Here is a 23930-nt window from a genome sequence, read left to right as displayed (position 1 = left end):
ATTACCACCTATATCGGATCGACGAGACTAATACAAGCGCTCGTTTTGGCGAAGATTTCCGAAGGTCCCGACATTCGCCAGTGAAATGGCCACGCGGAATTCGTTTTCGCGCCGCAGCGGACCCAGCGAGAACCTTCGATACTCGACATTCACGGCAAAGCAGGAGAAACGGTAACCTGCCTGTCCAACGGTCTGATGTGCGATACGCTCCACGAAGTTGTAGTCAACTCCGGCCGCGCCGCTGAAACCATTATGGTCTACGTTCCCGTAAGTCACCAGCGTTCGCAGCAGGTTGACCGACGGAATCTGAGATAGCGGTACGGTCGGCAGAACGGGAGTCAACTGCGCCGCCGTGCGGCTGATGAAAAAATCCGTCAGCGACAGTCCCAGGAGTCCCCGGTGCATGTTGGACGTGATCCCGGCGTTCAATACGCCGCCGCCATTGGGGCTGAAGTCCGCGCGCAGTTCGGTGTCATAGCTCGACGAAGGCGCCAGCTTGAGCACTGAAACCAGCGGTGAAAGATTGCGGCCCTGCGCAAAAGCAAAGCCCGTCAATCCCGTGGTGGGCTGCCACACGATGTCCTTGCCCGGCTGGAGAGCGCCGCCGAAGGTAGGATCAAAATAATAGATTTGCGAAAGCCGCAGGGAGACCAGTTCATGCGCCTGGGGAATCGGCTGGCCGGGGGCGACATCTTTGCGGACCAGAATCGAGTTCGTCAGTGAATACTCAATCTCATTCGTTTCGGCCATGGTGTCCAGAGCGTCGAACCGCACAACGTCCATGATGTCCTGCGGATCAGTGGCCTGTACCAGGTGATATTGAATGTCCGGCTCGATCAGATGTTTTACCAGGTAGCCGCCGATGGGATGGGCAAATACTTTTTCCAGGGATGGCGGCCGGACATCGAGCGAGAAATCGCCCATGAAGCGGTCTACGGCCGCGGCGCCCGGCTTTCGGCTGGTGCCATATCGCGTGAGCCAAACACCACCCGAGGGCGTCACATGAAAATGCAGGAAGGGTTTCATCCGCAAAGTCAGCTCAGGATGAAAATTGAACCGTTCGGAAAAATTAGGAGTTTCGAAATCGGGCTGGGTCCGGGATACCGCTCCGGCGGATGTGTCGAAAGAGAAAAACAGGGGTGTGTGGCCGACCTGCCTGTCCATGCCGGACAAAGAAAAGCTGGGCGTGTGGCGGATGGTGATGGAGTTCGCGCCGCCGCCGGTGGTGGACAGAAAGTTCTGGTAGCGTGAGAGATAGAAATTGACGCTGTAGGCATCAAAGTTCTTCGTCAGGAACCCCGTTTGCCGCGCCTCTGAAGTGACGGCCTGCGTAAAGTTGTTGGCAAAGGCTTCCCGGAAGGCCAGCGAACTGGCGTAATCCACGTTGACCACGCCGCGAAATCCCGCCCAGACGTGGTCCGCCTGGCCGATGGCCCTGATGCTCTCCCCCGGCGCCGCCAGTTCCGGGGAACCCGCCGGCCCTCGATCGCTTACGCCGAAAGCGCTGACGTCAAAGCTGCTGTCGGCGCTTGGGCGCGCGCGGAATTCTCCGCTTCCTCCCAGGCCTCGCGTGCTGTAATTCACCACGCCCAGCGTCAGGTCCGCACTGCGATTCATGGCCCAATAAAAACCGTCGCCAAAAGTGAATCCCTTCTGCGAGGAGTTGCCGACGGTCGGCAGCAAGAAACCGCTTTGCCGGGGCCGGGGGGCGATGGAGTCTACCAGCACGGGAAAATAAAGCACCGGCACGCGAAGAAAACGAAACACATTGTTGTGGGCAATCACTTTGTCCCCGGCCTTGATCGACGCGCTGCCGGTGCTGATGGACCATCCCGTGTTCTCGCACGGGCAGGTGGTGACACGGCCATCGGAAATCTTGTAGGCGGCCTGGTTCAGTTTCTCAACAATCCTGGCCTGCACAAAAAATGGGTTTTCTGTCTCTATGACGCCCGGGCGATGCTTCAGATGCGGGCGGCGGATGTAACCTTTGCCGTTCAGGAACCAGCCCTTTCCGGTTGGGACGTTGTAGTGAAGTTCGGCCGCTTCCAGGTGGGCCGTCGAGTCGTTGTAAACCACATGACCGGTGGCAGTCACCTGGCCGGTTGACTGGTCATACGAAGCCTGGTCAGATGTGACCTGCATGTCCTGGTAAGTCACAATTACGTGACCGTGCAACAGATAGATGTTCCCCTGTATTTCCTGGGAGTCTGCATGCACGGTGACCGTAGGCGACTGGTCCGACAGCGTGGAAGGGACGGCCGGCAGCGATTGACCCAACAGATTGGAGGAAAGTGAAAACAGGAGCCAGACGGCGAGGATTAGCGGCCTGATTTGGTGAGATGTTTGTCGGTTGGGAAAACGGCCAATAGGTCCCATCACGTTTATCAAAGCTCGTATTCTACCCGCAAAAGCTTTCTTGACGCGCATGAATTTGTTAAGATGTTGTGGGAACTTTAGTTGGATGCTCGAAAGGGGTGTCCGGTCGCAGTGAAATGTCCTACGTGTGGGTTTATCAGTTTTCCCGGTAATGAACAGTGCAAGAAATGCGGGCACGAGTTCACCCAGGTCAACGGCCAGACTGAGGGAATTCCGCCGCTGTTCCACCGCGCGGGCAATGGATCAAGACCGCCGGAGACGCCGGAATCCGAGTCTCCCCTGGACCAGACCGATCTGAGGGGAGAGGAACCCGGGAGCCTGGATGTAGAACTGCAACCCCAAGCCCTGCCTCCTGACCCGATTAAACCTGAACCTGAAAAACCGATCGAGCCGCCTCCACCAGACCAGGGGGCGTCTCCCTGGCACTCCGATCTCGCGGACCGCGTACAGGAGTATCGTCAGCGGCGCGCCCGGCTTCAAAAGGAAGAGGAAAGCCGGAGTAACGCGCTCAATCTGGATTTTGGGCCGACAGTTTCCAAGCCGGAAGACGTCCGGCCTCACATTCTGGACTTCCGCGGGGGCGGCTCGGATGACCGGCTGAGGCCCAGAATAGGATCGGCGCCCCCTTCCTTTGGAATGCGCAGCTTTGAGTCAGCTTTTATGGAGGAAGAAGTTGAGGCCCCCGCCGCTCCGCCCGCGCCGCCTCCAGTCCTTCGCTCCGAGACAGCTCCTTTGGAAATTGAACTCGGGCCGTTCGTGGATTCCTCCTCAGCCGTGGAAGAACCTGAGCCGTCAGGGGTGTCCATCGCCCAAATGAAAACTCGATTTTATGCCGGGCTGATTGACGCCCTTATTCTCCTGGCGGGAGCAGTTGTATACGGGTTGATCGTCTGGAAAGTGGGCGGGAAATTTTCTTTCGGGCCACTATCGACAGGCATAACCGCTCTGGCTGCCGGTTTTTTTGTCTTCGTGTACTTCACCGGCTGTACGGCGATGGCCTCGGCCACGCCTGGGCTGATGTGGACCGGGCTCGAGGTGATAACTTTCGACGGCAATCCACCGCGGTTTTCCGACTGCGTCTGGCGGGGCTTCGGGTATCTGGTTTCAATGTCTGCCCTGATGTTGGGATTTATATGGGCAGCCGTGGATGCCGAGGGGCTCACCTGGCATGATCGGATGTCCCGGACTTTCGTTGTTCCCAGCAACCGATATTAAAACGCCAGTCAATTGGTCCTCTGACCATGGGTTGCCGCGCCGTGGCCACGCAGGGTTGTTGGCGACGCTCCCTCTACTCCAGCAACAGCCGCGAATAGACCTGCGGGTCAACGTTCCCGCCACTCACCACGCAGCAGACAGTCTGGTCCGCAAAGCTTTTGGGCTCCGTCAGGATTGCCCCGACGGCAAGCGCTCCCGTCGGTTCCACCTTCAAATTGGCCAGACTGAAGAGCACGCGCAATCCTTCCGCGATCTTTTCCTCGGGAACTTCTACAATCTTCTGCAGGCCGGTACTTAGGATCTCCCAGTTGCGGTCGCCGAGGGAAATAGTCCGCGCACCGTCAGCGATCGTCTGCGGCTCGCTTTCGTTGGAAACAATCTGACCCTCTTTGAGCGAGAGTGCGGCATCGTTTGCCAGAAGCGGCTCCGCTCCGATCACCGGAACGGAGTGCTTCGCTTCCCGGAGTCCTGCCACGACCCCTGACGCCAGCCCGCCGCCACCGATCGGAACGACGATGCCGTCTAGGTTGTATTCCAGGGCGGCCAGTTCCCTTCCCAGGCTGCTGTTCCCTTCAATCACGTACGGATCGTCATACGGACTGGCGACATAGGCGTCCGGATGTTCCTTCGCCAGTTCCCAAACCCGGTCCCAGCGTGGCTGGGCTGTTACGTCAACCAGTTCCACCTTACCCCCATAACCTCGCACGGCATTCACTTTTACCTGGGACGAATTCGAGGGCATCACCACGACGCAGGACTTCCCCAGCAACTGGCACGCAAAGGCCAGCGCCTGCCCAAAATTTCCTGACGACGCTGTGAGGAACAGGTCTGCCTCGGCATGCATCACCACGTTGTACGCCGCGCGAAACTTAAAGCTGCCGGTGTGCTGGAAGGACTCATTGGCCAGAATGATCCTTGCTCCCAGGGCTTTCGAAAGCCGGCTGGATTCAACAATCGTGGTTTTGCGAATTACTGCTTTCAGCGCCTCCAACCGATTGTCCTTCGTCTCCAAGCGCCACCCCCTCTCGACCAACAGACTTGTTCCCTAAATGCCGGGCAGCCACCGTACCAACCTGCTTCTCTTTCAGGATATCAAGTTTCATGGGACGAGGCAGGGCAGACGTACAAACACGCCGAACACAACGGCCAGGCAGGCACTGGAAAGCGAGGACCGCGACAGTCAGCCGAGTTCACGGTGTAAAATGAACTGACGGTAGAAGCATGAGCAAGGGCAGATTTGTTAATCAAAAGCTCGGCAAGCGGACGGACCGGAAGTCTGAGCTGCTCAAAGCGCGGCTGAAGGCTCAGCCGCCGATCAAATCCAAAAGGCCGGTGAAGGCCGCCGATCCCAAAGGCCCTTCGCGTTAGGACTTGTCCATCAAAGCGGTGTGCAACGGGCTGGGCGCGTTGACACCACGCAGCCATCAACGCTAGAATAACTTGATTTCTGTCAATAAAGCTGAGGTGACTGTACATGTATGCGATCATTCGGACCGGCGGCAAGCAGTTCAAAGTTTCGCCGGGAGACGTGGTGCGGGTCGAAAGGCTTCCGGGCGAGCCGGGTGCGGGCGTGGAATTCAACCATGTTTTTGCCGTGCGCAAGAAGGAATTGGTGGTGGGTACGCCGCTGGTGGAAAACGCCAAAGTGACGGCAACCATCCTGGCCAATGATCGCGCGCGAAAGGTCCGCGTGCTGAAGTACAAGCGGAAGAAGCAATACCGCCGGACGATTGGCCACCGCCAGAATTACAGCGAAGTCCGGATCAACGAAATCGTCATCCCTTAATCGGGCCCTGGGCAAGAACACACACGAGGCATTTGGAATGGCACATAAAAAAGGTTTAGGCAGCTCGAGGAATGGCCGGGATTCGAACGCACAGCGGCTTGGCGTCAAGCGCTTTGACGGGCAGATGGTCACAGGAGGATCGATCCTGGTTCGCCAGCGCGGTACTCGGTTGAAGCCCGGAGACAACGTGGGAGTCGGCAAGGACGATACGCTGTTTGCCAAGGTCTCCGGCATCGTCAAGTTTGAAGACAAGGGCCGCGCAGGCCGATATGTCAGCATCCTGATCCCGTCAGCAAATTGAATCCTGCACGCGGCGGGCGAAGTCCGCACAGGGGGCTTCCTTGCCGATTTTCAGTTTCAGGCATCAACAAGCAACTGTAAATTTCATGCTGGTCTGACAGCCGCGTGCGGCGTATTCTTGTTTTTATAGCCACAGAAGGTTTTCTGATGTTTGTTGACGAAGCCCGAATCCATGTTGCGGCCGGGGGTGGCGGAAACGGCTGTGTCGCCTTCCGCAGGGAGAAGTACGTGCCGCGCGGCGGTCCCAGCGGCGGCGATGGCGGCAACGGCGGCAGCGTCTACCTGGAATCCACGGCCCACCTCAATACCTTGCTGAAATTCCGCTTCAATAAAGAGTTCCGCGCCCGGCGCGCCGGCCACGGCGAGGGTTCAAACCGGCACGGCAAAAACAGTGAAGATTTGGTGATCGAGGTCCCCGTGGGAACTGTGATCTATGACGACGCTACCGGCGACAAGCTGGTTGATTTTGAGGCCGAACGCATGCGCTTCCTGGTGGCCAAAGGCGGGCGCGGCGGACGCGGCAATGCCCGGTTTGCCACTTCGACGAACCAGGCGCCCCGACGGGCTGATCCCGGGAATCCCGGCGAGGAACGAGATCTGCGGCTGGAACTGAAGCTTCTGGCAGATGTTGGCCTGGTGGGTTTTCCTAATGTCGGCAAGTCCACGCTGATTTCGAGGCTCAGCGCCGCCCGGCCGCGCATCGCTGATTATCCATTTACGACTCTCGAACCTTCCCTAGGCGTCGTGGGCGTGGATGAGGAAGAGTCCTTCGTGATGGCCGACATACCTGGGCTGATCGCCGGCGCGCATGAAGGCCGGGGCCTGGGTGACCGCTTCCTGAAGCACGTGGAGCGGACCCGCTTGCTGCTCCACCTGATCGACGTGGCGGAGATTTCAAGCCGCGATCCCGTCGAGGACTATCACGTCATTGTCAAAGAGCTGGAAAGCTTCAGCCCGGTGGTTGCGGGAAAGCCGATGATGATGGTAGCGTCTCGGATTGACGCCGCGGGCGACAGCAATCGCCTGTTCGCGCTCAGGGAGTTTTGCCGGGGGCAGAAGCGTCCTCTGTATGAGATTTCCTCCGTGACTGGAGAAGGCCTGGAAGAGTTGAAACGCGCGGCATGGGCCAGACTCCAGGAGATTCCGCGGCCCGGTCTTCCCGAAAACGCTGTCTCTGAAATGTGAGGTCTGTGATTTGGAAGTGAGAATTCGGCCCGACGGCAGGCAGGACTGACGACCGCGTGAAAATTGCCATCTTTGGTGGAACCTTCGACCCGATTCACTCCGGCCACATGCAGGCGGCAAAGGCTGCCGCCCGGCGGCTCCATCTGAATAAAATATTGTTTGTCCCTACGGGATGCCCGCCCCATAAGACTTGCAACTCCCTCACCGATTACCATCACCGCTTTGCCATGGTGGCACTGGCCTGCGCGGAAGATGCGCGTTTTGTTCCTTCCACGCTGGAAAGTCCCGATTTGCACCCCGGACCGCATTACTCGATTGACACCGTGCGGCGCGTTAAGCGAATGCTGAAGCCCAGCGATAAGCTTTACTTCCTGATTGGCCTTGACGCATTGCTCGACCTTCGCCACTGGAAGAAATTTCGGCAGCTTCTCGACTTCACAGATTTTATTGTCGTGTCACGGCCGGGCTTTGAAATCAGTGAGGTTGAAAAGGCCCTGCCGCGCGAGATGCTGGGATCCCGGCCACGGAGAGGTTCGCAACAAGTCCGTTTGCGGCATAGCACCGTATACATTCTACCGAACGTCGAGGTTCCCCTGGCGTCCACCGGTCTGCGCCGGGCCGTCCAGCAACGTCAGGACATTTCGGGCCTGGCGCCCCCCCTGGTCGAACAATATATACTGAAAGAAGGGCTGTACCGGGCAGCCATCAAGCTCCGCGGAGGAAAATGACGGCGAACTTGCGTGAGGCCATCCGGGCCGCCCAGGACCGTAAGGCGGTGAACCTGACCGTGCTGGACGTTGGCAAAATCTGTTCTTTTGCGGACTATTTTGTGATTTGCAGCGGCACTTCAACCCGCCACACTCGCGCCATTTCTGACGCCATTCAGGAAGAGTTGAAAAAGCAATGGAACCTTAATCCCGCCCACCTGGAAGGCTACACGCAGTCCGAATGGATTCTGATGGACTACTTCGATTTCGTGGTCCACATATTTTCGGAGCGGGCACGCGAGTTTTACAATCTTGAAAGGCTCTGGAAGGCCGCTCCGCGCGTCCTCGTCCCCAGCGGGCCGACCGATTAGCGGCCATCGCCGTTGGAGTATACAGCACGGTAGCAGGCAGGCGCCATGCGCATTCGAGTATTCTGGGAAGGCAAAACAAAGGACGCGCATCTGCGCGCGCTGGCGGCCGATTACGCCAGTCGGATTGCCAAATTTACTGAAATCGTCATCGAAGAATTGCCCGAAGCGCGAAAGTCCAGGAGGCAGAGTGCGAAAAGGGAATCACCTGCCGAAGCAAGCATGCTGGATAAAACGGCCAGGAGCACCCGGGTTTTTCTGGACCCGGAGGGCGCCGAGTGGACGTCAAAGGAATTTGCCCTGTGGCTGGGCGACCAGGGAGTGCACGGGACGCGCGAGATAGCTTTTGTGGTGGGCGACGCAGATGGATTTTCCCCGTCCTTCCGGGGCCACGCCAACATCCTGCTGTCCCTTTCCCGGATGACGCTGACCCACGACTGGACGCGGGCCATGTTGCTGGAGCAGATTTACCGGGCGTTCACCATCCTGCGGGGCTTTCCCTACGCCCGCTGAGCAGAGGTCAGTTAGGGCGGCCAGTTAGGGCGCCGTCACGCCGCCACAGGGCGGTCCCGCCCCGGCGGGACCGCCGCTACTCCACCATCAGGAAAAGGACTCGCGTTGTCTGAAGCCAAAAAGGGATTAATCATCGTCTTCACTGGCCCCGGCAAGGGCAAGACCACCGCGGCCCTGGGCACGGCTTTTCGAGCTATAGGCCAGGGAATGAAGGTATTGATGGTACAATTCATCAAAGGTTCCTGGCACTACGGAGAGCTGGACACTTGCAGAATGCTGGGTGAAGACAATATCAAGATTCTGCCCATGGGGCGAGGGTTCGTCAAAGTCGGGGTGGAAAAACCAGACCCGGAAGATGTCCGCATGGTGGATGAAGCATGGCAATATGCAAGCCACGCCATTAGCGGCGGGGAATACGACCTGGTGATTCTGGATGAAGTGAATTACGCGATCAGTTACAGGATGCTTGACCCGGCAAAAGTTGTGGAAACGCTAAAGCGAAAGCCTGAGAGGGTCCATGTGGTGCTTACCGGACGCAACGCCCATGCTGCCGTGGTTGAATGCGCTGACCTGGTGACGGAAATGCGCGAGGTAAAGCACCCTTATCAGAAAGGCATCCTCGCCCAGCGCGGCATCGAGTACTGAACTTCGCGCCCGCCGAACAACAGCCGGCGACCGCTGCCCGGGGAATCGAACAATCCATGACCTGGTTTCGTAAAGAAAAGAAGCCCTTGGAAACGACGCCTTCGAAAAAGGGTGGCGCCCAGACGGAAGGCTTGTGGACCAAATGCGAATCGTGCAAGCGCATCCTCTGGAAAAAAGACATCGAACAGAACCTCTTCTGCTGTCCCAAGTGTAATTTCCATTTCAAGATGACCTCTGAGGCCCGTCTGGCCATGCTGTTTGACGACGGCAAGTATGTCGAGTACGACGCGGGCATGACCTCGCCCGACCCCTTGCAGTTTGTGGACCGGAAAAGCTATCGCGACCGCCTGACGGCTGCCGAAATTGTGACGGGCGCCAAAGATGCCGTTCGCGTGGCAGAGGGCAGGCTGGAGGGCAGGCCGCTCATCGCCTGCGCCATGGAGTTCCGCTTTATCGGCGGGAGCATGGGCGCGGTGGTGGGAGAAAAAATCACGCGGGCGATTGACCGGTGCATAGAAAAAAAGCTGCCGCTGGTGATCGTATCGTGCTCCGGCGGAGCGCGCATGATGGAGGGCACCATCAGCCTGATGCAACTGGCAAAAATCAGCGCCGCGCTGGCCCGCTTTGACGAGGTGCGGAAGCCGTACATATCGGTCCTGACCAATCCCACCACCGGCGGCACCACAGCAAGCTTCGCGATGCTCGGCGACCTGAACATTGCCGAACCCGGCGCGCTGATCGGGTTTGCCGGCCCTCGCGTGATCGAGCAGACCATCCGACAGAAGCTGCCCGACGGCTTCCAGACTGCGGAGTTTTTGCTGGAGCACGGGATGCTCGATGCCATCGTCCCTCGAACCGAGTTAAAGGTCTACATGGCAAAGACATTGGATTTTATGGGAGCATGGAATTCCCCCACACCCCTCAAATGATCGAACCGATTCCACCTCAGGGTGCCATTCCTTTTGACGAATGCCTCAGGATTCTCTGGGACCTCGGGCACGAACTGCACGGCAGGAAGTTTGATCTCGATGCGATCAGAGCTATCCTCTCAACCCTGGGGCGCCCGGAGCGCCGCTATCCCACGGCTATCATTGCGGGAACCAACGGCAAAGGGTCGACTTGCGCCATGCTGGCGTCCATATTGGAAAGCGCCGGCTATCGCACGGGCCTCTACAGTTCTCCGCATCTCATTCGCGTCAATGAGCGAATTCGCGTCAGCGGGCAGGAAATTTCGGATAGCGAATTCGCAGCTGCCTTCACTACGGTCCACGACGCGGTGGAAAAGCTGGTTGAGGCCGCTGTGCTTCCCCAGCGCCCCAGCTTCTTTGAATACCTGACCGCCGTCGCCTTCCAGCACTTCGCGCGGGCCGGGGTGGATTTTGCTGTCCTGGAGGTTGGAATGGGCGGCCGCCTTGACGCTACTAACGTGACCGACGCATCCGTCGCCGTCGTCACCAACGTCGATCTCGATCACCAGGAATTCCTGGGAAACACGCTCACCGCCATTGCCACGGAAAAGGCGGGCGTCATCAAGCCGGGTAGACCAGTGGTCTCGGGGTGCGAGCATCCAGAAGTGCGCGAGGTCATCCGGCAGAAGTGCCGGGACGCGGGAGTTGAGTTGATCGAAACCGGGAGCATGGTGTCCGCGGTCAACGTTTTCCATTCGGATGGTTGCTATGGATTCGACCTGAAAATGGATGGCCTCAATCTTCCCAGGGTCTCGCTCCAGATGGCCGGGATGTTCCAGGTGAAAAATGCTGTTACGGCGGCAGCAGCGGCGCGGCAACTGGCCCGCGCGGGTTTCCGGGTCCCGCTGGAAGCCATCCGCAACGGCCTGCGGGCCGCGGCCTGGCCGGGCAGGCTGGAGGTCATCCGGCGGCGCCCGCTTATCCTGCTGGACGGCGCTCACAATCCCGCCGGGGCGCGCGAAGTGGCCGAATTTGTTCGACGGCATCTTAGTGGACGAACGCTCCGCCTTGTCTACGCCAGCATGCGCGACAAAGCCATCGGCGAAATCAGCAGCATCCTTTTTCCCCTCGCCCAGGCCGTTTATCTCACGCGGCCCGGTCTTGACCGTGCCGCCGCGCCAGAAGCGGTCCTCGAGGCGGCAGTGGCCTTACCCCCGCAGACTTTTGTCGAACCTGATCCGGTGCGCGCCCTCGAGCAGTCCGTCTCCTGTTCCCTGCCCGAAGACGTCGTGCTGGTGGCTGGATCACTGTTTCTGGTGGGCGCTGTCAAGAAGGCGATTTTGGAAGGGCGACTCGCGCCCGATGCGATGGCGGAGCCGGAAGTGTTCTCGGAGCTCTGCTGATCTAACATGAATCCCACCCTGCCGACGCCCATTCGCCAGCCATCCAGCATGGCGCGCATTTGGAATTTTCTGGATTATGCCCGCTCGCTGCTTTTCACCGATCTCCTGATCTATCTCTACACCGCAGTTTGCGGAACTTTCTCCATTTGCGGGTCATTCTTTGACGCCCACGGCCGTTGGCAGCACGGGTGCGCCCGCGCATGGTCATGGCTGATTCTCAAGACCAGCAGAATACGACTCAGCATAGAAGGCATTGCGAACTTTGACCCCAACCAAACGGTTATCTTCTGCTCCAACCACCCCAGCGCCATGGATATTCCCATCCTGTTCGTCAGCCTTCCGGTACAGTTCCGCTTTCTGGCCAAGCGAGGGCTTTTCAGCGTCCCATTTCTCGGCTGGCACTTGCGCCGTTCCGGACACATCCCGGTTGACCGCGGCCGCCCACGCGAGGCGTTGAAAGGATTTGACCAGGCCGCCCAAAGGATCAAGGAAGGCCGTCCTGTGGTGGTCTTTCCCGAAGGAAGCCGAAGTCGGACCTGTGAAATGCTTCCCTTCAAGAGCGGAACGTTCTACCTGGCCATCCTTTCCGGCGTCCCCATCGTTCCCATCACGGTGAACGGTTCGCGCGAAGTCCTGGCACCGGACTCGCTCCACATCCGGCCTGGCCGCGTGCGGGTGGTGATTCACAAAGCCATCTCAACCGCCGGCCTCTCGGTCCACGACGTGAGTGAACTGTCAAACCACGTGCGGGACGTGATTGTTTCGGGGCTGGACCAGAAACAGAGACCTTAGGACCAATGCGAGGCCTCGCGTGGCGAGGACCACCGATCATGACAATCAGCCTTGAAAACCAGGTTGCGGTAGTGACGGGAGGTTCGCGCGGAATTGGTGCGGCGACCGTCAAGCTTTTTGCCGAAGCCGGGTGTAACGTGGTATTCAGCTATCAGCGGGCAACGAAGGCTGCGCAGGGAATCGAGAAGTCGTGCAGCAAAACGCCAGGCTCCGCGTCGGCTATCCGCGCCGACGTTTCAAAACAGGGAGACGTGCGAAAGCTGGTCGATTCAGTAATCCGCCGCTACCGGCGGATCGACATCCTGGTGGCGAACGCCGGCATCTGGAATGCCGAGCCACAGCGCATCGACCAGATCACGGAGCGAGACTGGGACAGAATGGTCGCCGTGAATCTGAAGGGCGTTTATGCGGTCATCCGGTGCGCTGTCCCACACATGGTTCGGCACAGGCGGGGACGCATCATTGCGGTCTCTTCCACCGCCGGGCAGCGCGGCGAAGCCTTTCACACGCATTACGCAGCGGCCAAGGGCGGCCTGATCAGCCTGGTGAAGAGCCTTTCCACTGAACTGGCCCCGCACAACATTCTGGTGAACGCTGTGGCGCCCGGCTGGGTCATTACGGACATGGCAGAGCCGGTCCTGCGCAACGCCTCGGAGAAGCGAAAGGCGATTAGCTCGATTCCGCTTCGCCGATTCGGCAGGCCCGAGGAAGTCGCCATGCCGATCCTTTTTCTGGCCTCGAACATGTCAACCTATTTGACCGGAGAAATCATCAATATCAATGGAGGGAGCGTCCTCTGTGGATGATAAAAGGAAAGCAGTGCTCGGAACCCTTGCCTTGGCTGGCTTGGGCGCGTTCGCTTTTTTAACCGCCGCCAGAGGATTACGCTCTCAGCAGGCCCCGGCGGCCGCGCCGTCAACAGCGTTGCCTTCGCGTATCAGTCCCAAGGCCCAGCAACTGCTCGACCAGGCGATCCAGGCGCTGGGAGGTCCGGCATTCCTGAACTTTAAGAACATATCAACCTCGGGGCGGGTGTTCGGCTTCTCCAACGGCGAGATGGCCGGGGTCCAGCCTTTCAAAAGCATCTACGCGCCACCCGACAAGCGCCGCTTCACTTATGGCAAGGGCAAGCCCGTGACCCTGATCAACAATGGTGATGACGGCTGGGAATTGGACCAGTACGGCCTCACTCATCAACTTCCTGACCAGGTCCGGCAATGGAAACTCTCCAACCATTACAGCCTGGATAATCTTCTGCGCTCCATCATCAAAGAGAACGGAGTGCTGGTCCTTGACCACGGGGTCGATTTCGTCGCCAACCAGCCCGCCTACGTAATCGACATCACGGACGCCCAGAATGTCCAGCTCCGGCTGTATCTTCGCAAGGACAACTACCTGCCGCTGCGCGTCACCTATAGTCTCGAGAACCCTCGTACTCAGGACCGGGATGAATACGTCGATGACTACAGCGACTACCAGCGCTTCGACGGCATCATGACGCCCATGAACATCGTCCGGACCCTGAACGATGAGCGGATCGGCGCTGCCTACAGGAACCGTGCCAGCTATAACGTGAGTGTCCCCGCGAACTATTTCCAGCCGTCCCAGTGATACCCAGCCCCTTCTGCTATAATGACGGGCGGAGGACATTTGGCGCGCCAACGGTTCATCAGATCAACCACAATCCTTTGCGTCCGACGGAATGGCAGCCTGGTGATGGCTGGCGACGGCCAGGTCACGATGGGCGAGAGCATCATCAAGCACAAAGCCAGAAAAATCCGCCGCCTGTATAACGACAAGGTGGTGGCCGGGTTTGCCGGCAGTACCGCAGACGCGCTCTCACTTTTCGGACGGTTTGAGCAGAAACTCGAAGAATTTCACGGGAACCTCAGCCGGGCCGTCGTAGAGCTGGCCAAGGAGTGGAGGACCGATCGCGCGCTGCGCCACCTGGAAGCCCTGCTGCTGGTTGCGGATAAGAAAGCCACCTATCTGGTGAGCGGCAACGGCGATGTCATCGAGCCCGATGATGGCATCGTAGCCATTGGTTCCGGCGCACCTTACGCGATTTCCGCGGCGCGCGCCCTCGCCAAGCACACCAAAATGACCGCCCGTGAAATCGTCGAGGAAGCGATGCAGATCGCAGGGCAGACCTGCATTTATACGAATGAGCAAAGCAGCGTCGAGGAGCTATAACGCTCCCGGCCTTTGAGGAATCTGGAATGGTTTTCTATTTACCTGAGAACATCGAAACAGCCACCATGCTGGACGAACTGACGCCGCGCCAGATTGTTACCGAACTCGACAAGCACGTGATCGGACAGCGGGAGGCCAAGCGCGCCGTGGCCATTGCCCTGCGCAACCGCATGCGGCGGCAGAAGCTTTCGGCCGAGCTGGCGGAAGAAATCCTGCCCAAGAACATCATCATGATCGGGCCCACGGGCGTGGGCAAAACGGAAATTGCCCGCCGCCTGGCCCGCCTGGCCAATTCACCGTTCATCAAAGTGGAGGCGTCGCGGTTTACAGAAGTTGGCTACGTCGGCCGCGACGTGGAGTCCATGGTCCGCGACCTGGTAGAAATTTCCATCGATATGGTGCGCGAAGAAAAGATCGAGGAGGTGGCGGAAAAAGCCGAGACCAACGCCGAAGAACGCCTGCTGGACCTTCTGCTGCCGGCGCCCGCGCCACCCCATGCCGACAAAACGCAGCCCGACGACGGCTATCGGACGGCGCTCGAGCAGTTCAAGCGCACGCGCGAAAAGCTTCGGGCCCAGCTCCGGGAAGGCAAGCTCGACGAGCGCCAGGTGGAAATCGAAACACGCGAACGCAGTTTCCCTGCCTTCGAAATCGTCTCCTCGCAGGGCATTGAGGAGATGGACATCAACATCAAGGACATGCTCCCCGGCCTGTTTGGCCAGCGCAGCAAGAAGCGCCGCATGCCCGTCTCTGAAGCGATGGATTATCTTGTCCAGGAAGAGGAGAACAAACTGATCGATATGGACCAGGTAACGCGCACCGCAGTGGAGCGCGCCGAGCAGTCCGGCATTATCTTTCTGGATGAAATTGACAAGATTGCCGGGCGAGAGCGCGGGGCCGGTCCTGATGTAAGCCGCGAGGGTGTGCAGCGCGACATCCTGCCCATCGTGGAGGGCACCACCGTCAACACGCGTTACGGCATGGTCCGTACAGACCACATACTCTTTATTGCCGCCGGCGCCTTCCACGTCAGCAAGCCCTCAGACCTGATCCCAGAGCTCCAGGGCCGCTTTCCCATCCGGGTCGAGCTGCAGTCGCTCAACGTGGATGATTTTGTTCGCATCCTCAAGGAGCCGAAAAGCGCGCTGGTCAAGCAGTATGTGGCGCTGCTTGAAACCGAGGGAATCAAGCTTTCCTTCACTGACGACGCTCTCGACGAAATCGCTAATTATGCCGCCAGGGTTAACGAGCAGACGGAAAACATCGGCGCGCGGCGCCTGCACACCATCATGGAAAAGCTACTGGACGAGATTTCATTTGAGGGACCTGACCTGAAGAAGAAAACGGTGCGGATCGATGGCGCTTATGTCAAAAAGCAGCTCGCCGAAATCGTGAAGGACCAGGACCTCAGCCGCTATATTCTGTGAGCGCTCAATTGCGAACGTCCCACTTCGGCGGCTGCTCCGCCCCGAATGAAATTTGCACAATCAGACCGCTTCCGCCACGCCGGTGGGCCAGGCTTCTGCGCGGTTTATTGCCCGCCGCGTTGACCTTTCTCGTTGCAGCTTGTGGCGTGCAGGCGCCGCCAGAACCTCCGCGCATCGAGATTCCGCAACAAATCAAGGACCTTGCCCTGACTCAGGTGGGCGCGACGCTCCACATTACTTTCACCTTGCCTACCCTCGCTACCGACGGCGAACTGCTCAGCAAGCCGGTCCAGCTTGATGTTTTTCGCAACATCTCTCCCGCCGGCGCTCAGTCCGCGACACCCGATCTCAGCGGCAAGCCGTGGATTTCTCTCACCGCGAAGCAACTGCCCGCGTACGTGCGCGGCGGCAAGGCCGACTACCCATTCGAGCTTTCGCCCCAGGAGGTCAGGCAGGAGGTCGGCTCCACTTTCACATTTTTGGTGGTCGGGCTGACGCACGGTTTTCGCGGGCGCCCGCGCAAGAGCGCGCCTTCGAACGTTGCACACGCCACTCTGCTCGATGCCACTATGCCCGTATCGAACCTGGCGGTGAAACCCACCCAGGACGCGCTGCTGCTCACCTGGGACACGCCGGCCGAGACGCTCACAGATGCTTCACCCTCGCACATTTCCGGCTATCGCGTCTATCAGAGCGACACCGGCAAGCCCGGCTCTTTCAAGTTGTTGGGCCAGGCTCCCGCAAGTCGATTCGAGGACAGGAGCTTCCAGTTCGGCAGGCAATATTACTTCAGCGTCAGCGCCGTTACCAGCGTCGCCAAGGAGACGGCCGAAAGCCAGCCCTCGGCGCCGGTCAGCATCACCCCGCGCGACATTTTTCCGCCGCCCGTTCCCACGGGACTTACGGCGGTGAACACCGCGGGGGCAGTCGATTTGCTATGGAACGCGAGCTCCGGCAACGACCTTGCCGGCTACAACGTCTACCGAAGCGCTGGCAGTGGCCCGTTCCAGCGCATCAGCAAGGACCTTGCGCCCACGCCGGTGTTCCATGACGCCTCGGTGGCGCCCGGCCAGGTTTACGAGTACGCCGTTACGGCCGTCGATCTGGCAGGCAACGAAAGCGAAAAATCAAAGCCTGCCAGCGTCACGACGCCTTCGGCCGGCGCACAGTGATCGCACGCGACGCGCCACTCGGCGCAAAATGGTATAATTCCGCCGGAATTCGGAGCGGCCACGCGCTCGCGACGGATTGCGGGACGAAGTATTCGCTGGTTCGGGAAACTCCAGCGATGAAAGAGGTCGAATCGGCAGTGAGGTTCGGGTCGCCACTTGAGATTGGAACGGCTGTCGCCGTGGTCGTAGTTCTGTTCGGCTGCGGCGCATTCGCTTATGTCAGGCTGCGCCGGAGAAAGAGTCCTGCTGAAATCGAGCGGCTTCGCCGATTGTGGCTGGGCCGGACGGGCCGCATCGCTGCTGCAGAAGTCACAGGACTGGTTGAGCCGGCAGGCGATGACTCGGCGCTGATGCTCGTCTATCGCTATGATGTGGCGGGCGTGACTTACGAAGTGATGCAGGACATTTCGGCGATGCCCGCCGTTGCCGCTGAAGCTCGTCACCTGATCGCCAAAGGCATCAGCGTCAAGTATGAAACAAAGCATCCCAGCAACTCCATCGCGGCGTGCGAGGTATGGTCAGGAATAAGGGGGGTCGCCGTCGTCGAGCCGTAGGGCATCTATCGCTTGCGGGTTAGTGTGCGAGGACGAAAAAGGCTTCAGCAGGAACTCCGCGGCCGATGGAGGTTGTTCGTTTCTCAACCGAAGGGTGGCGAACAGAGAGCATCAGTAAGGGCCGGCAATTCCAATGGTTAGAATGTGAACCTTAAACAAAAACTCGAAGAGCTTCATCGGCGGCGCGCTCAGGCCGAAGCCGGTGGCGGTGAACAGCGCCGCGCCCGGCAGCACGCCGAAGGCAAGCTTTCCGCCCGCGAACGCCTGGAGCTTCTGTTTGACGAGGGAACGTTCGAGGAGATGGGCGAATTCGTCGAGCATAACTGCCGCGATTTCGGAATGGATGCGCAGCGCATTCCGGGCGATGGCGTCGTCACCGGCTACGGCCAGATCAACAAGCGCCTTGCTTACGCCTTTGCCCAAGACTTCACCGTCTTCGGCGGTTCGCTCAGTGAAGCCAACGCAGCCAAGATCTGCAAGATTATGGATCTGGCGCTGAAGGTTGGAGCGCCGCTCATTGGCCTTAATGATTCCGGCGGCGCCCGCATCCAGGAAGGCGTCGCCTCGTTGGCGGGTTACGCTGACATCTTTCTGCGCAACACCCTGGCTTCCGGCGTGGTGCCGCAGATTTCCGCCGTCATGGGCCCCTGCGCGGGCGGAGCGGTCTACTCCCCTGCCATCACCGACTTCGTCCTGATGGTTGAAAATTCCAGCTACATGTTTGTCACCGGCCCCGATGTCATCCGCACCGTGATGCACGAGGACGTCACCAAAGAAGACCTCGGCGGGCCGCGCACTCACAGCTCCACCAGCGGTGTGACCCATTTCGTGACCCGTGACGATCCCGAATGCCTGGCTCTGGTGCGCGAGTTGCTCTCCTTCATGCCGCAAAACAACCGCGAGGACCCTCCTTTCGCCGAATCGAACGATCCCGCTGACCGCCGCGATCCCGAACTCGACAGCCTGGTTCCCGCCGAATCCGACCGCCCCTACGACATCAAGGACATTATCCGCCGCGTAGTGGATGAAGGTTATTTCCTGGAAGTCCACGAGAGGTTTGCTCAAAACCTGGTGGTAGGATTTGCGCGACTGGGCGGCTACTGCGTGGGCATCGTAGCCAACCAGCCCGCCGTGCTCGCCGGATGCCTCGACATCGACGCCTCGGTCAAAGGCGCCCGATTCGTGCGCTTCTGCGACGCCTTCAACATTCCGCTGATTACTTTCGAGGACGTGCCCGGATTCCTTCCCGGCACCCAGCAGGAATTCGGCGGCATCATCCGTCACGGCGCAAAGCTCCTGTTCGCCTTCGCCGAAGCAACCGTCCCCAAGCTCACGGTGATCACGCGGAAGGCCTACGGCGGGGCGTATTGTGTGATGTCGTCCAAGCACATCCGCACGGATGTAAATCTCGCGTATCCCACGGCCGAAATCGCTGTCATGGGGCCGGAGGGCGCCGTCAGCATCGTCAACCGGCGCGAGATGCAGCGCGCCAAAGACCCGGAGCAGGTGCGCAAGGAAAAAGCCGAGGAGTACCGCAACCGCTTCGCCAATCCTTACATCGCCGCCGAGCGCGGATACGTGGACGCCGTCATCGCTCCGCGCGACACCCGTCCGCAATTAATTCAGGCCCTGCACATGCTCGAAAACAAGCGCGACACCCTGCCTCCCAAAAAACACGGCAACATCCCGCTGTAGCGTCAGCCTACGATCTGGTATACTCAATCCGGAGTAATGGTCTATGGAACGGGAGTTTACGGCGGTCATCAAGAAAAGAGGGCGTTGGTACATTGCCTATATCGAAGAGATTCCCGGTGTTAACACACAAGGGAAAACTCTTGCTGAAGCCAGGGGAAATCTGCGTGAGGCCCTGCAGATCATTCTCGAAGCCAACCGCGAATTAAGAGCGGAACCACCGCTATCAGGCGCCCGCCGCGAACCCATAACGGTTGAGGTCTAGGGGCGCTTGAAACGCCGTGATCTGGTGCGCCACCTTACTGGCCAAGGCTGCAAGCTGCTTCGGGAAGGCGCAAAACACTCTGTATATGTAAACCCCAAAAACAACTTCACATCCACCGTTCCCCGGCATCGAGAGGTCGATGATTTTCTAGCCCGCAAGATCTGCCGCGATTTGTCCGTTCGTCTCCCCAAATGAAACTACGAACCACAACCCTCGCTCGTTTACTGATTGAATGACATTCCACAACCCCGGGAGCACGAGAGCTTTATCGACCGCTCCGGACGTGTATAATCATGTTTTCAGTGGATGCGCCGAAAACCCTGGCGGTGGGAGCACCCCCGCTTCAACAAACGCGAGAACGCTTGTTCAAAAAGATCCTCATTGCCAATCGTGGTGAGATCGCGGTGCGGGTGATGCGCGCCTGCCGCGAGATGGGCATTCGCAGCGTCGCGGTTTATTCGGAAGTGGACCGCAAGGCGCTGCACGTGCGCTACGCGGACGAAGCACTCCCAATCGGCCCCGCGCCCGCGGTCGAGAGCTACCTGCGCATTGACCGCATCATTGATGCCGCCCGGCGCTCGGACGCTGAGGCCATCCATCCCGGCTACGGATTTCTGGCCGAAAATCCTGATTTCGCCCGCGCCTGCCGCGATGCCGGCATCGTTTTTATCGGCCCCACGCCCGAGGCCATGGAGTTGATGGGATCCAAGACGGCCGCCCGGCGCCTGGTGATGAACGCCGGATTGCCGGTAGTTCCCGGCACGGATGCCAATCTCGACACCTTCGAGGAAGTGGCTCGCGTGGCACGTGAGATCAGCTTCCCAGTGATGCTGAAGGCCGCAGCGGGAGGCGGCGGCAAGGGACTGCGGAAGGTGGCAAGGGAGGAGCAACTCCAGTCCGCGTGGCGCAATGCTCGCTCGGAAGCGCAGAATGCCTTTGGCGATCCGTCGGTCTACCTCGAAAAATGGATCGAACGCCCGCGCCATGTGGAGATTCAGTTATTAGGCGACGCGCATGGCAACCTGATCTACCTTGGCGAACGCGAGTGTTCCTTGCAGCGACGTCATCAGAAAGTGTTGGAAGAATGCCCCTCACCCCTGCTCGATCCCGCCTTGCGGGACCGCATGGGCGAAACGGCCGTGCGCATCGGCAAGCTGGCCGGCTACACCAACGCCGGTACTGCAGAATTCCTCGTCGATCAGGACCGCAACTTTTACTTCCTCGAAATGAATGCGCGCCTCCAGGTGGAGCACCCCGTCACCGAACTGGTTGTGGGCATCGACCTGGTGAAGGAACAGTTCCACATCGCAGCCGGCGAGCCCCTCGAGTGGCGGCAGGAAGACGTGCAGCTTCGCGGGGCGGCTATCGAAGTCCGCATCTATGCGGAAGATCCCGCACGGGGCTTCTTCCCTTCTCCCGGGCTCATCACGCGGCTGGCCATACCGTCCGGGCCGGGCGTCCGCAGTGACAGCGGTGTTTACGAAGGCTGGCGGGTGCCGCTCGAATACGATCCGCTGCTGGCCAAGCTGGTGGTGTGGGGAACCGACCGCGGGCAGGCTGTGACGCGCATGCGGCGAGCACTGAGCGAATATGAAGTGGCCGGCCCCCAGACGAACCTGCAATTCTTCCGGCAACTACTGGCGCATGCGGAATTCGTGGAGGGGCAACTCGACACGGGCTTTATTGACCGGATGCTGGCGGAGGGCACGCTCAAGACTCCCCCGCCCCCGGAACTAGGGCGCGTGGCCATTCTGGCGGTGGCGCTTGAAATGAAAAGCAGGCGGCAGCATCTCCGCAGCGAAACTCGGACGAACGGCCGCGCGTCTGCTTGGAAAGCCGCAGGCCGCAGCGAGGAATTGGACCGCTGGCCGGGCCGCTGAAAACAGCGGGACAGCTACTCATGAATTTCGAAATCGAGTTGCGGGAAGATTCACGGACCAGCCAGCACAAGCTCACCGTGGAGAGCAGGCCCGGCGGACCTGCCGGGCAGGAAATGCCGCAGTACCTCATCGACGGGAAAGCGATCGAGGCCGACTGGGCCGAAATCCGGCCCGGCCACTATTCGATTCTGATTGGTGGTCAATCGTATGAAGTCCGTGTCCAGCCTGCGCCGGACAGCCGCCCGGGCCAGGCTGAGGCATGGGTTGTCACCCTCGCCGAGTACGACTTCCATGTTGAAGTCCGCGACCCGCGCACGCGCCGCTTTGCCGGGCAGGCCCTTGCGCACGATGGACCGCTCGAAGTGCTCGCGCCAATGCCTGGGAAAATTGTTCGGGTACTCGTGGGCCGCGGCGAAGAAGTCGCCCAGGACCAGGGGCTCGTGGTGATTGAAGCCATGAAGATGCAGAATGAACTGCGGGCGCCGCGCCCCGGCCGCATCGCCGAATTGCACGTCAAGGAAGGCGTCGGAATTGAGGCAGGAGCGAAGCTGCTGCGATTGGAATAGTGGCCGCCCCGGCAGCTTTCTACTGCGCTGCTTTCACAATCTGCTCCGCCAACAGGTTTTTCACCTTGGCGCCGTCGCGCAGAGTCTCAATGTAAGCCGCCTTGAGCAATTGCTCCTTTTCATTCTGGAGGGTCTTGCGGATCTGGCTCTGCACCTTGGGGTCTGTCAGGGGATGTTGTCCGGCCTGTTCAACACCCAGCAGCTTGATGATGTGGTAACCTCCCTCGGAAGTGATAATTCCGGAAATCTGGCCCGGTTTGAGCCTTTTCACAACCTGGTCGAGGGCGGGATTGGCTGCAAGCGACGATTCCGGAACAAAGCCCATGTCGCCGCCGCTCATGGCGGTTGCAGGGTCCTCGGAATAGTTCTGGGCGACGGCGGCAAAGTCCTGCCCCGAACGAAGCTGGGCGTAAAGCGCCTGGATTTTCCGCTCCGCCATCTGGGGCGTCTTGGCGTCGTCGTTTTTCAGGTTGTGCACGTCGCTGTTCGAGCCCGGAGTCACCTGGATCTGGGCCAGGTGATATTCGGTTTCCGGGACATCGAACGATGCCCGGTTGTTCTGGTAGAACGTGGAAATATCCGCGTCGCTCACCGAAACCCGGGCGCTGATGTCCCGGTTGATCAGCTTATTGACGGTGAGAGTGGTGCGCACCTCGTCGCGGAGGTCGTCTTCGGAAATGCCGCGTTCTTTCAGCTTCTGCTCAAACTGCTCCTGCGAGTAGGGGCTTTTTAGCTGGGCCATCTTGGTGTCGATTTCTGACTCGGACACAGTGATGCCGGAACGGGCAGCGTGCGCCACCAGGATCTGATTGTTGATAAGCTCGTTCAGGATATTGAGCTTGTAGCTGAGCGCCTCCTCAGGATCTCCGGCCTCGCCCGTCGAGCCGGCGCGGCTTCTGTAAATCTTTTCCACCTGGGACTGGAAGATGTCGTGTCCGTCAACCTGCGCCCAGACGTCTGCCGAAACCGCGTTTTTGGATTTACACGCGGGCATCAATAGCATCGCGCCCGTAAACGCCAGCGGCCAAGCTAACCACGCCCGAGACCGGCGGCCCCGTGCGCGTGATGGCCCTGCAAGTTTGCCCCGAAGCTCGCGGCCGCGGCCAGTGAGGGCAGTCAGGAGGCGATAGGCAAGACGGTGTACATCTGATAGAATTACAGTTTGCATATTTGAGATATTGTCCATTCTTGAGGAGTTTTTGATGGCGCGTCAATGTGAAATTTGCGGCAAAAGTCCTTCTTACGGGAATAACGTGAGCCATGCTCACAACGTCACCCGCCGGAGGTGGAACCCCAATCTCCAGCGCGTCCACGCCGTTGTGAACGGCGCCCGCAAGACGCTTCGCGTCTGTACGGCGTGTATTCGCGCCGGCAAGGTGACCAAGGCCGCCTGAACATCACTCCGGTCCCTGAGCAGCAAATCCATCCTGCCAGAATTCCCCAACAAGTCCTTCAACGGGCTGCCGCCGAACTCTGCCCCGGCAGCGCGGCCTGAGCTCGCCCGCCTCATTTCTTTTGAACGCGCTCAACCCGGTAGACGCCCTCTATTTTTCGTAGCGATGACACGATCTTTTCCAGGTGCGCCTTGTCAACGATGTCCACGGTGACATCGATGGAAGCCTGGTTATCCCCCGTTCTGGCTTCAATGTCCTGGATATTGGAGCGATCACTGCTGATCACGGCCGTGATCTCAGCCAGCATCCCCTGGCGGTCCGTAGTTACCAGGGTCAACCGGACTGGGTAGAAGGTATATTTCGGCCCAGTCCATTCGACCTCGATGCGCCGCTCCGCGTCGTACATCAGGTTTTGGACGTTGGGGCAGGTCCTGGAATGGACCGAAATGCCTTTCCCCAGCGTGATATATCCCACGATCGGCTCGCCACGGATGGGATTGCAGCACTTGGCGCGATAGGTCATCAGGTCGTCGATGCCCTTGACCTGGATCACCAGATCCTTGTCGTCGCCGGGACGGATGACAGGGCG

General features: G+C 59.5%; 28 protein-coding genes. 24 read left to right on the top strand and 4 right to left on the bottom strand.

Translation table 11 applies throughout. From position 1 onward, the window contains the following. Positions 1-27: 27 nt before the first annotated feature. Complete coding sequence (gene lptD / locus VFQ24_05495) at positions 28-2376, bottom strand: LPS assembly protein LptD (GenBank protein HET9177796.1); 2349 nt, start codon at positions 2374-2376, stop codon at positions 28-30. Positions 2377-2487: 111 nt separating this feature from the next. Here lptD and VFQ24_05490 point away from each other — a divergent pair, with 111 nt between their 5' ends. Further along, complete coding sequence (locus VFQ24_05490; GenBank protein ID HET9177795.1) at positions 2488-3591, top strand: RDD family protein; 1104 nt, start codon at positions 2488-2490, stop codon at positions 3589-3591. Between the two features lie 73 nt (positions 3592-3664). Here VFQ24_05490 and VFQ24_05485 read toward each other — a convergent pair whose 3' ends face one another. Continuing rightward, on the bottom strand, positions 3665-4603 hold the full coding sequence (locus VFQ24_05485) for a threonine/serine dehydratase (protein HET9177794.1): 939 nt from the start codon (positions 4601-4603) through the stop codon (positions 3665-3667). Between the two features lie 209 nt (positions 4604-4812). On the opposite strand from VFQ24_05485, the gene VFQ24_05480 reads away from it, so the two are divergent. The 22 genes from VFQ24_05480 to VFQ24_05375 all read left to right on the top strand — a co-directional run bounded on the left by VFQ24_05480 (position 4813) and on the right by VFQ24_05375 (position 21947). Continuing rightward, positions 4813-4959 carry a hypothetical protein gene (locus VFQ24_05480; protein ID HET9177793.1) on the top strand — a complete coding sequence of 49 codons (147 nt, stop codon included), beginning with the start codon at positions 4813-4815 and terminating at the stop codon, positions 4957-4959. Positions 4960-5065: 106 nt separating this feature from the next. Beyond that, positions 5066-5377, top strand: coding sequence for a 50S ribosomal protein L21 (rplU, locus tag VFQ24_05475; protein ID HET9177792.1), 312 nt, complete (start codon positions 5066-5068; stop codon positions 5375-5377). A 37-nt stretch (positions 5378-5414) separates the two neighbouring features. After that, a complete protein-coding gene (gene rpmA, locus VFQ24_05470) occupies positions 5415-5678 on the top strand; it encodes a 50S ribosomal protein L27 (GenBank protein HET9177791.1) in 264 nt (87 codons plus the stop codon). 146 nt (positions 5679-5824) lie between these two features. After that, positions 5825-6862, top strand: a complete 1038-nt coding sequence (gene obgE, locus VFQ24_05465; GenBank protein HET9177790.1) for a GTPase ObgE — start codon at positions 5825-5827, stop codon at positions 6860-6862. A gap of 56 nt (positions 6863-6918) precedes the next feature. Further along, a complete protein-coding gene (gene nadD / locus VFQ24_05460) occupies positions 6919-7590 on the top strand; it encodes a nicotinate-nucleotide adenylyltransferase (protein ID HET9177789.1) in 672 nt (223 codons plus the stop codon). Further along, positions 7587-7940: a ribosome silencing factor gene (gene rsfS, locus VFQ24_05455; GenBank protein HET9177788.1), complete on the top strand. Its 354-nt coding sequence runs from the start codon at positions 7587-7589 to the stop codon at positions 7938-7940. The genes nadD and rsfS overlap by 4 nt, the downstream gene beginning before the upstream one ends. Positions 7941-7985: 45 nt before the next feature. After that, positions 7986-8450 (top strand): 23S rRNA (pseudouridine(1915)-N(3))-methyltransferase RlmH, encoded by a 465-nt coding sequence (locus tag VFQ24_05450; protein HET9177787.1) that lies wholly within the window; start codon positions 7986-7988, stop codon positions 8448-8450. A gap of 105 nt (positions 8451-8555) precedes the next feature. Then, positions 8556-9095 (top strand): cob(I)yrinic acid a,c-diamide adenosyltransferase, encoded by a 540-nt coding sequence (cobO, locus tag VFQ24_05445; GenBank protein HET9177786.1) that lies wholly within the window; start codon positions 8556-8558, stop codon positions 9093-9095. 56 nt (positions 9096-9151) lie between these two features. Continuing rightward, the gene (accD, locus tag VFQ24_05440) at positions 9152-10024 is read left to right on the top strand and encodes an acetyl-CoA carboxylase, carboxyltransferase subunit beta (protein HET9177785.1); all 873 of its coding nucleotides are present in this window, start codon (positions 9152-9154) and stop codon (positions 10022-10024) included. Next, positions 9997-11406 (top strand): folylpolyglutamate synthase/dihydrofolate synthase family protein, encoded by a 1410-nt coding sequence (locus VFQ24_05435; protein HET9177784.1) that lies wholly within the window; start codon positions 9997-9999, stop codon positions 11404-11406. The genes accD and VFQ24_05435 overlap by 28 nt, the downstream gene beginning before the upstream one ends. A 6-nt stretch (positions 11407-11412) precedes the next feature. Then, positions 11413-12198 carry a lysophospholipid acyltransferase family protein gene (locus tag VFQ24_05430; protein HET9177783.1) on the top strand — a complete coding sequence of 262 codons (786 nt, stop codon included), beginning with the start codon at positions 11413-11415 and terminating at the stop codon, positions 12196-12198. 38 nt (positions 12199-12236) lie between these two features. After that, positions 12237-13004, top strand: coding sequence for an SDR family NAD(P)-dependent oxidoreductase (locus tag VFQ24_05425; GenBank protein HET9177782.1), 768 nt, complete (start codon positions 12237-12239; stop codon positions 13002-13004). A gap of 118 nt (positions 13005-13122) precedes the next feature. Then, on the top strand, positions 13123-13809 hold the full coding sequence (locus tag VFQ24_05420; protein ID HET9177781.1) for a hypothetical protein: 687 nt from the start codon (positions 13123-13125) through the stop codon (positions 13807-13809). Positions 13810-13848: 39 nt separating this feature from the next. Next, positions 13849-14391: an ATP-dependent protease subunit HslV gene (gene hslV, locus VFQ24_05415; protein HET9177780.1), complete on the top strand. Its 543-nt coding sequence runs from the start codon at positions 13849-13851 to the stop codon at positions 14389-14391. 26 nt (positions 14392-14417) lie between these two features. Further along, the gene (gene hslU / locus VFQ24_05410) at positions 14418-15818 is read left to right on the top strand and encodes an ATP-dependent protease ATPase subunit HslU (GenBank protein ID HET9177779.1); all 1401 of its coding nucleotides are present in this window, start codon (positions 14418-14420) and stop codon (positions 15816-15818) included. Positions 15819-15964: 146 nt separating this feature from the next. Further along, positions 15965-16990 (top strand): hypothetical protein, encoded by a 1026-nt coding sequence (locus VFQ24_05405; GenBank protein ID HET9177778.1) that lies wholly within the window; start codon positions 15965-15967, stop codon positions 16988-16990. Then, on the top strand, positions 16987-17544 hold the full coding sequence (locus VFQ24_05400; GenBank protein ID HET9177777.1) for a hypothetical protein: 558 nt from the start codon (positions 16987-16989) through the stop codon (positions 17542-17544). The genes VFQ24_05405 and VFQ24_05400 overlap by 4 nt, the downstream gene beginning before the upstream one ends. A 144-nt stretch (positions 17545-17688) precedes the next feature. Further along, positions 17689-19239, top strand: a complete 1551-nt coding sequence (locus VFQ24_05395; protein ID HET9177776.1) for a carboxyl transferase domain-containing protein — start codon at positions 17689-17691, stop codon at positions 19237-19239. A gap of 43 nt (positions 19240-19282) precedes the next feature. Next, positions 19283-19501, top strand: a complete 219-nt coding sequence (locus VFQ24_05390) for a type II toxin-antitoxin system HicB family antitoxin (protein ID HET9177775.1) — start codon at positions 19283-19285, stop codon at positions 19499-19501. A gap of 6 nt (positions 19502-19507) precedes the next feature. Continuing rightward, positions 19508-19696 carry a type II toxin-antitoxin system HicA family toxin gene (locus VFQ24_05385; protein HET9177774.1) on the top strand — a complete coding sequence of 63 codons (189 nt, stop codon included), beginning with the start codon at positions 19508-19510 and terminating at the stop codon, positions 19694-19696. A 167-nt stretch (positions 19697-19863) separates the two neighbouring features. After that, a complete protein-coding gene (accC, locus tag VFQ24_05380) occupies positions 19864-21381 on the top strand; it encodes an acetyl-CoA carboxylase biotin carboxylase subunit (protein HET9177773.1) in 1518 nt (505 codons plus the stop codon). Between the two features lie 20 nt (positions 21382-21401). Further along, positions 21402-21947 carry a biotin/lipoyl-containing protein gene (locus tag VFQ24_05375; GenBank protein ID HET9177772.1) on the top strand — a complete coding sequence of 182 codons (546 nt, stop codon included), beginning with the start codon at positions 21402-21404 and terminating at the stop codon, positions 21945-21947. 19 nt (positions 21948-21966) lie between these two features. Here the strand turns inward: VFQ24_05375 and VFQ24_05370 are convergent, their stop codons facing one another. Beyond that, on the bottom strand, positions 21967-22941 hold the full coding sequence (locus VFQ24_05370; protein HET9177771.1) for a peptidylprolyl isomerase: 975 nt from the start codon (positions 22939-22941) through the stop codon (positions 21967-21969). A gap of 208 nt (positions 22942-23149) precedes the next feature. On the opposite strand from VFQ24_05370, the gene rpmB reads away from it, so the two are divergent. Next, a complete protein-coding gene (rpmB, locus tag VFQ24_05365; protein ID HET9177770.1) occupies positions 23150-23341 on the top strand; it encodes a 50S ribosomal protein L28 in 192 nt (63 codons plus the stop codon). 112 nt (positions 23342-23453) lie between these two features. Here the strand turns inward: rpmB and VFQ24_05360 are convergent. Continuing rightward, the coding region (locus VFQ24_05360; GenBank protein ID HET9177769.1) for an ACT domain-containing protein at positions 23454-23930 on the bottom strand (477 nt) is incomplete at its 5' end.

This window comes from Terriglobia bacterium (genome assembly GCA_035712365.1).
In the GTDB taxonomy this organism is placed as follows: domain Bacteria; phylum Acidobacteriota; class Terriglobia; order UBA7540; family UBA7540; genus SCRD01.
Note: the sequence above shows the minus strand (reverse complement) of the source record. Positions and strands in the feature narration are given on the sequence as shown.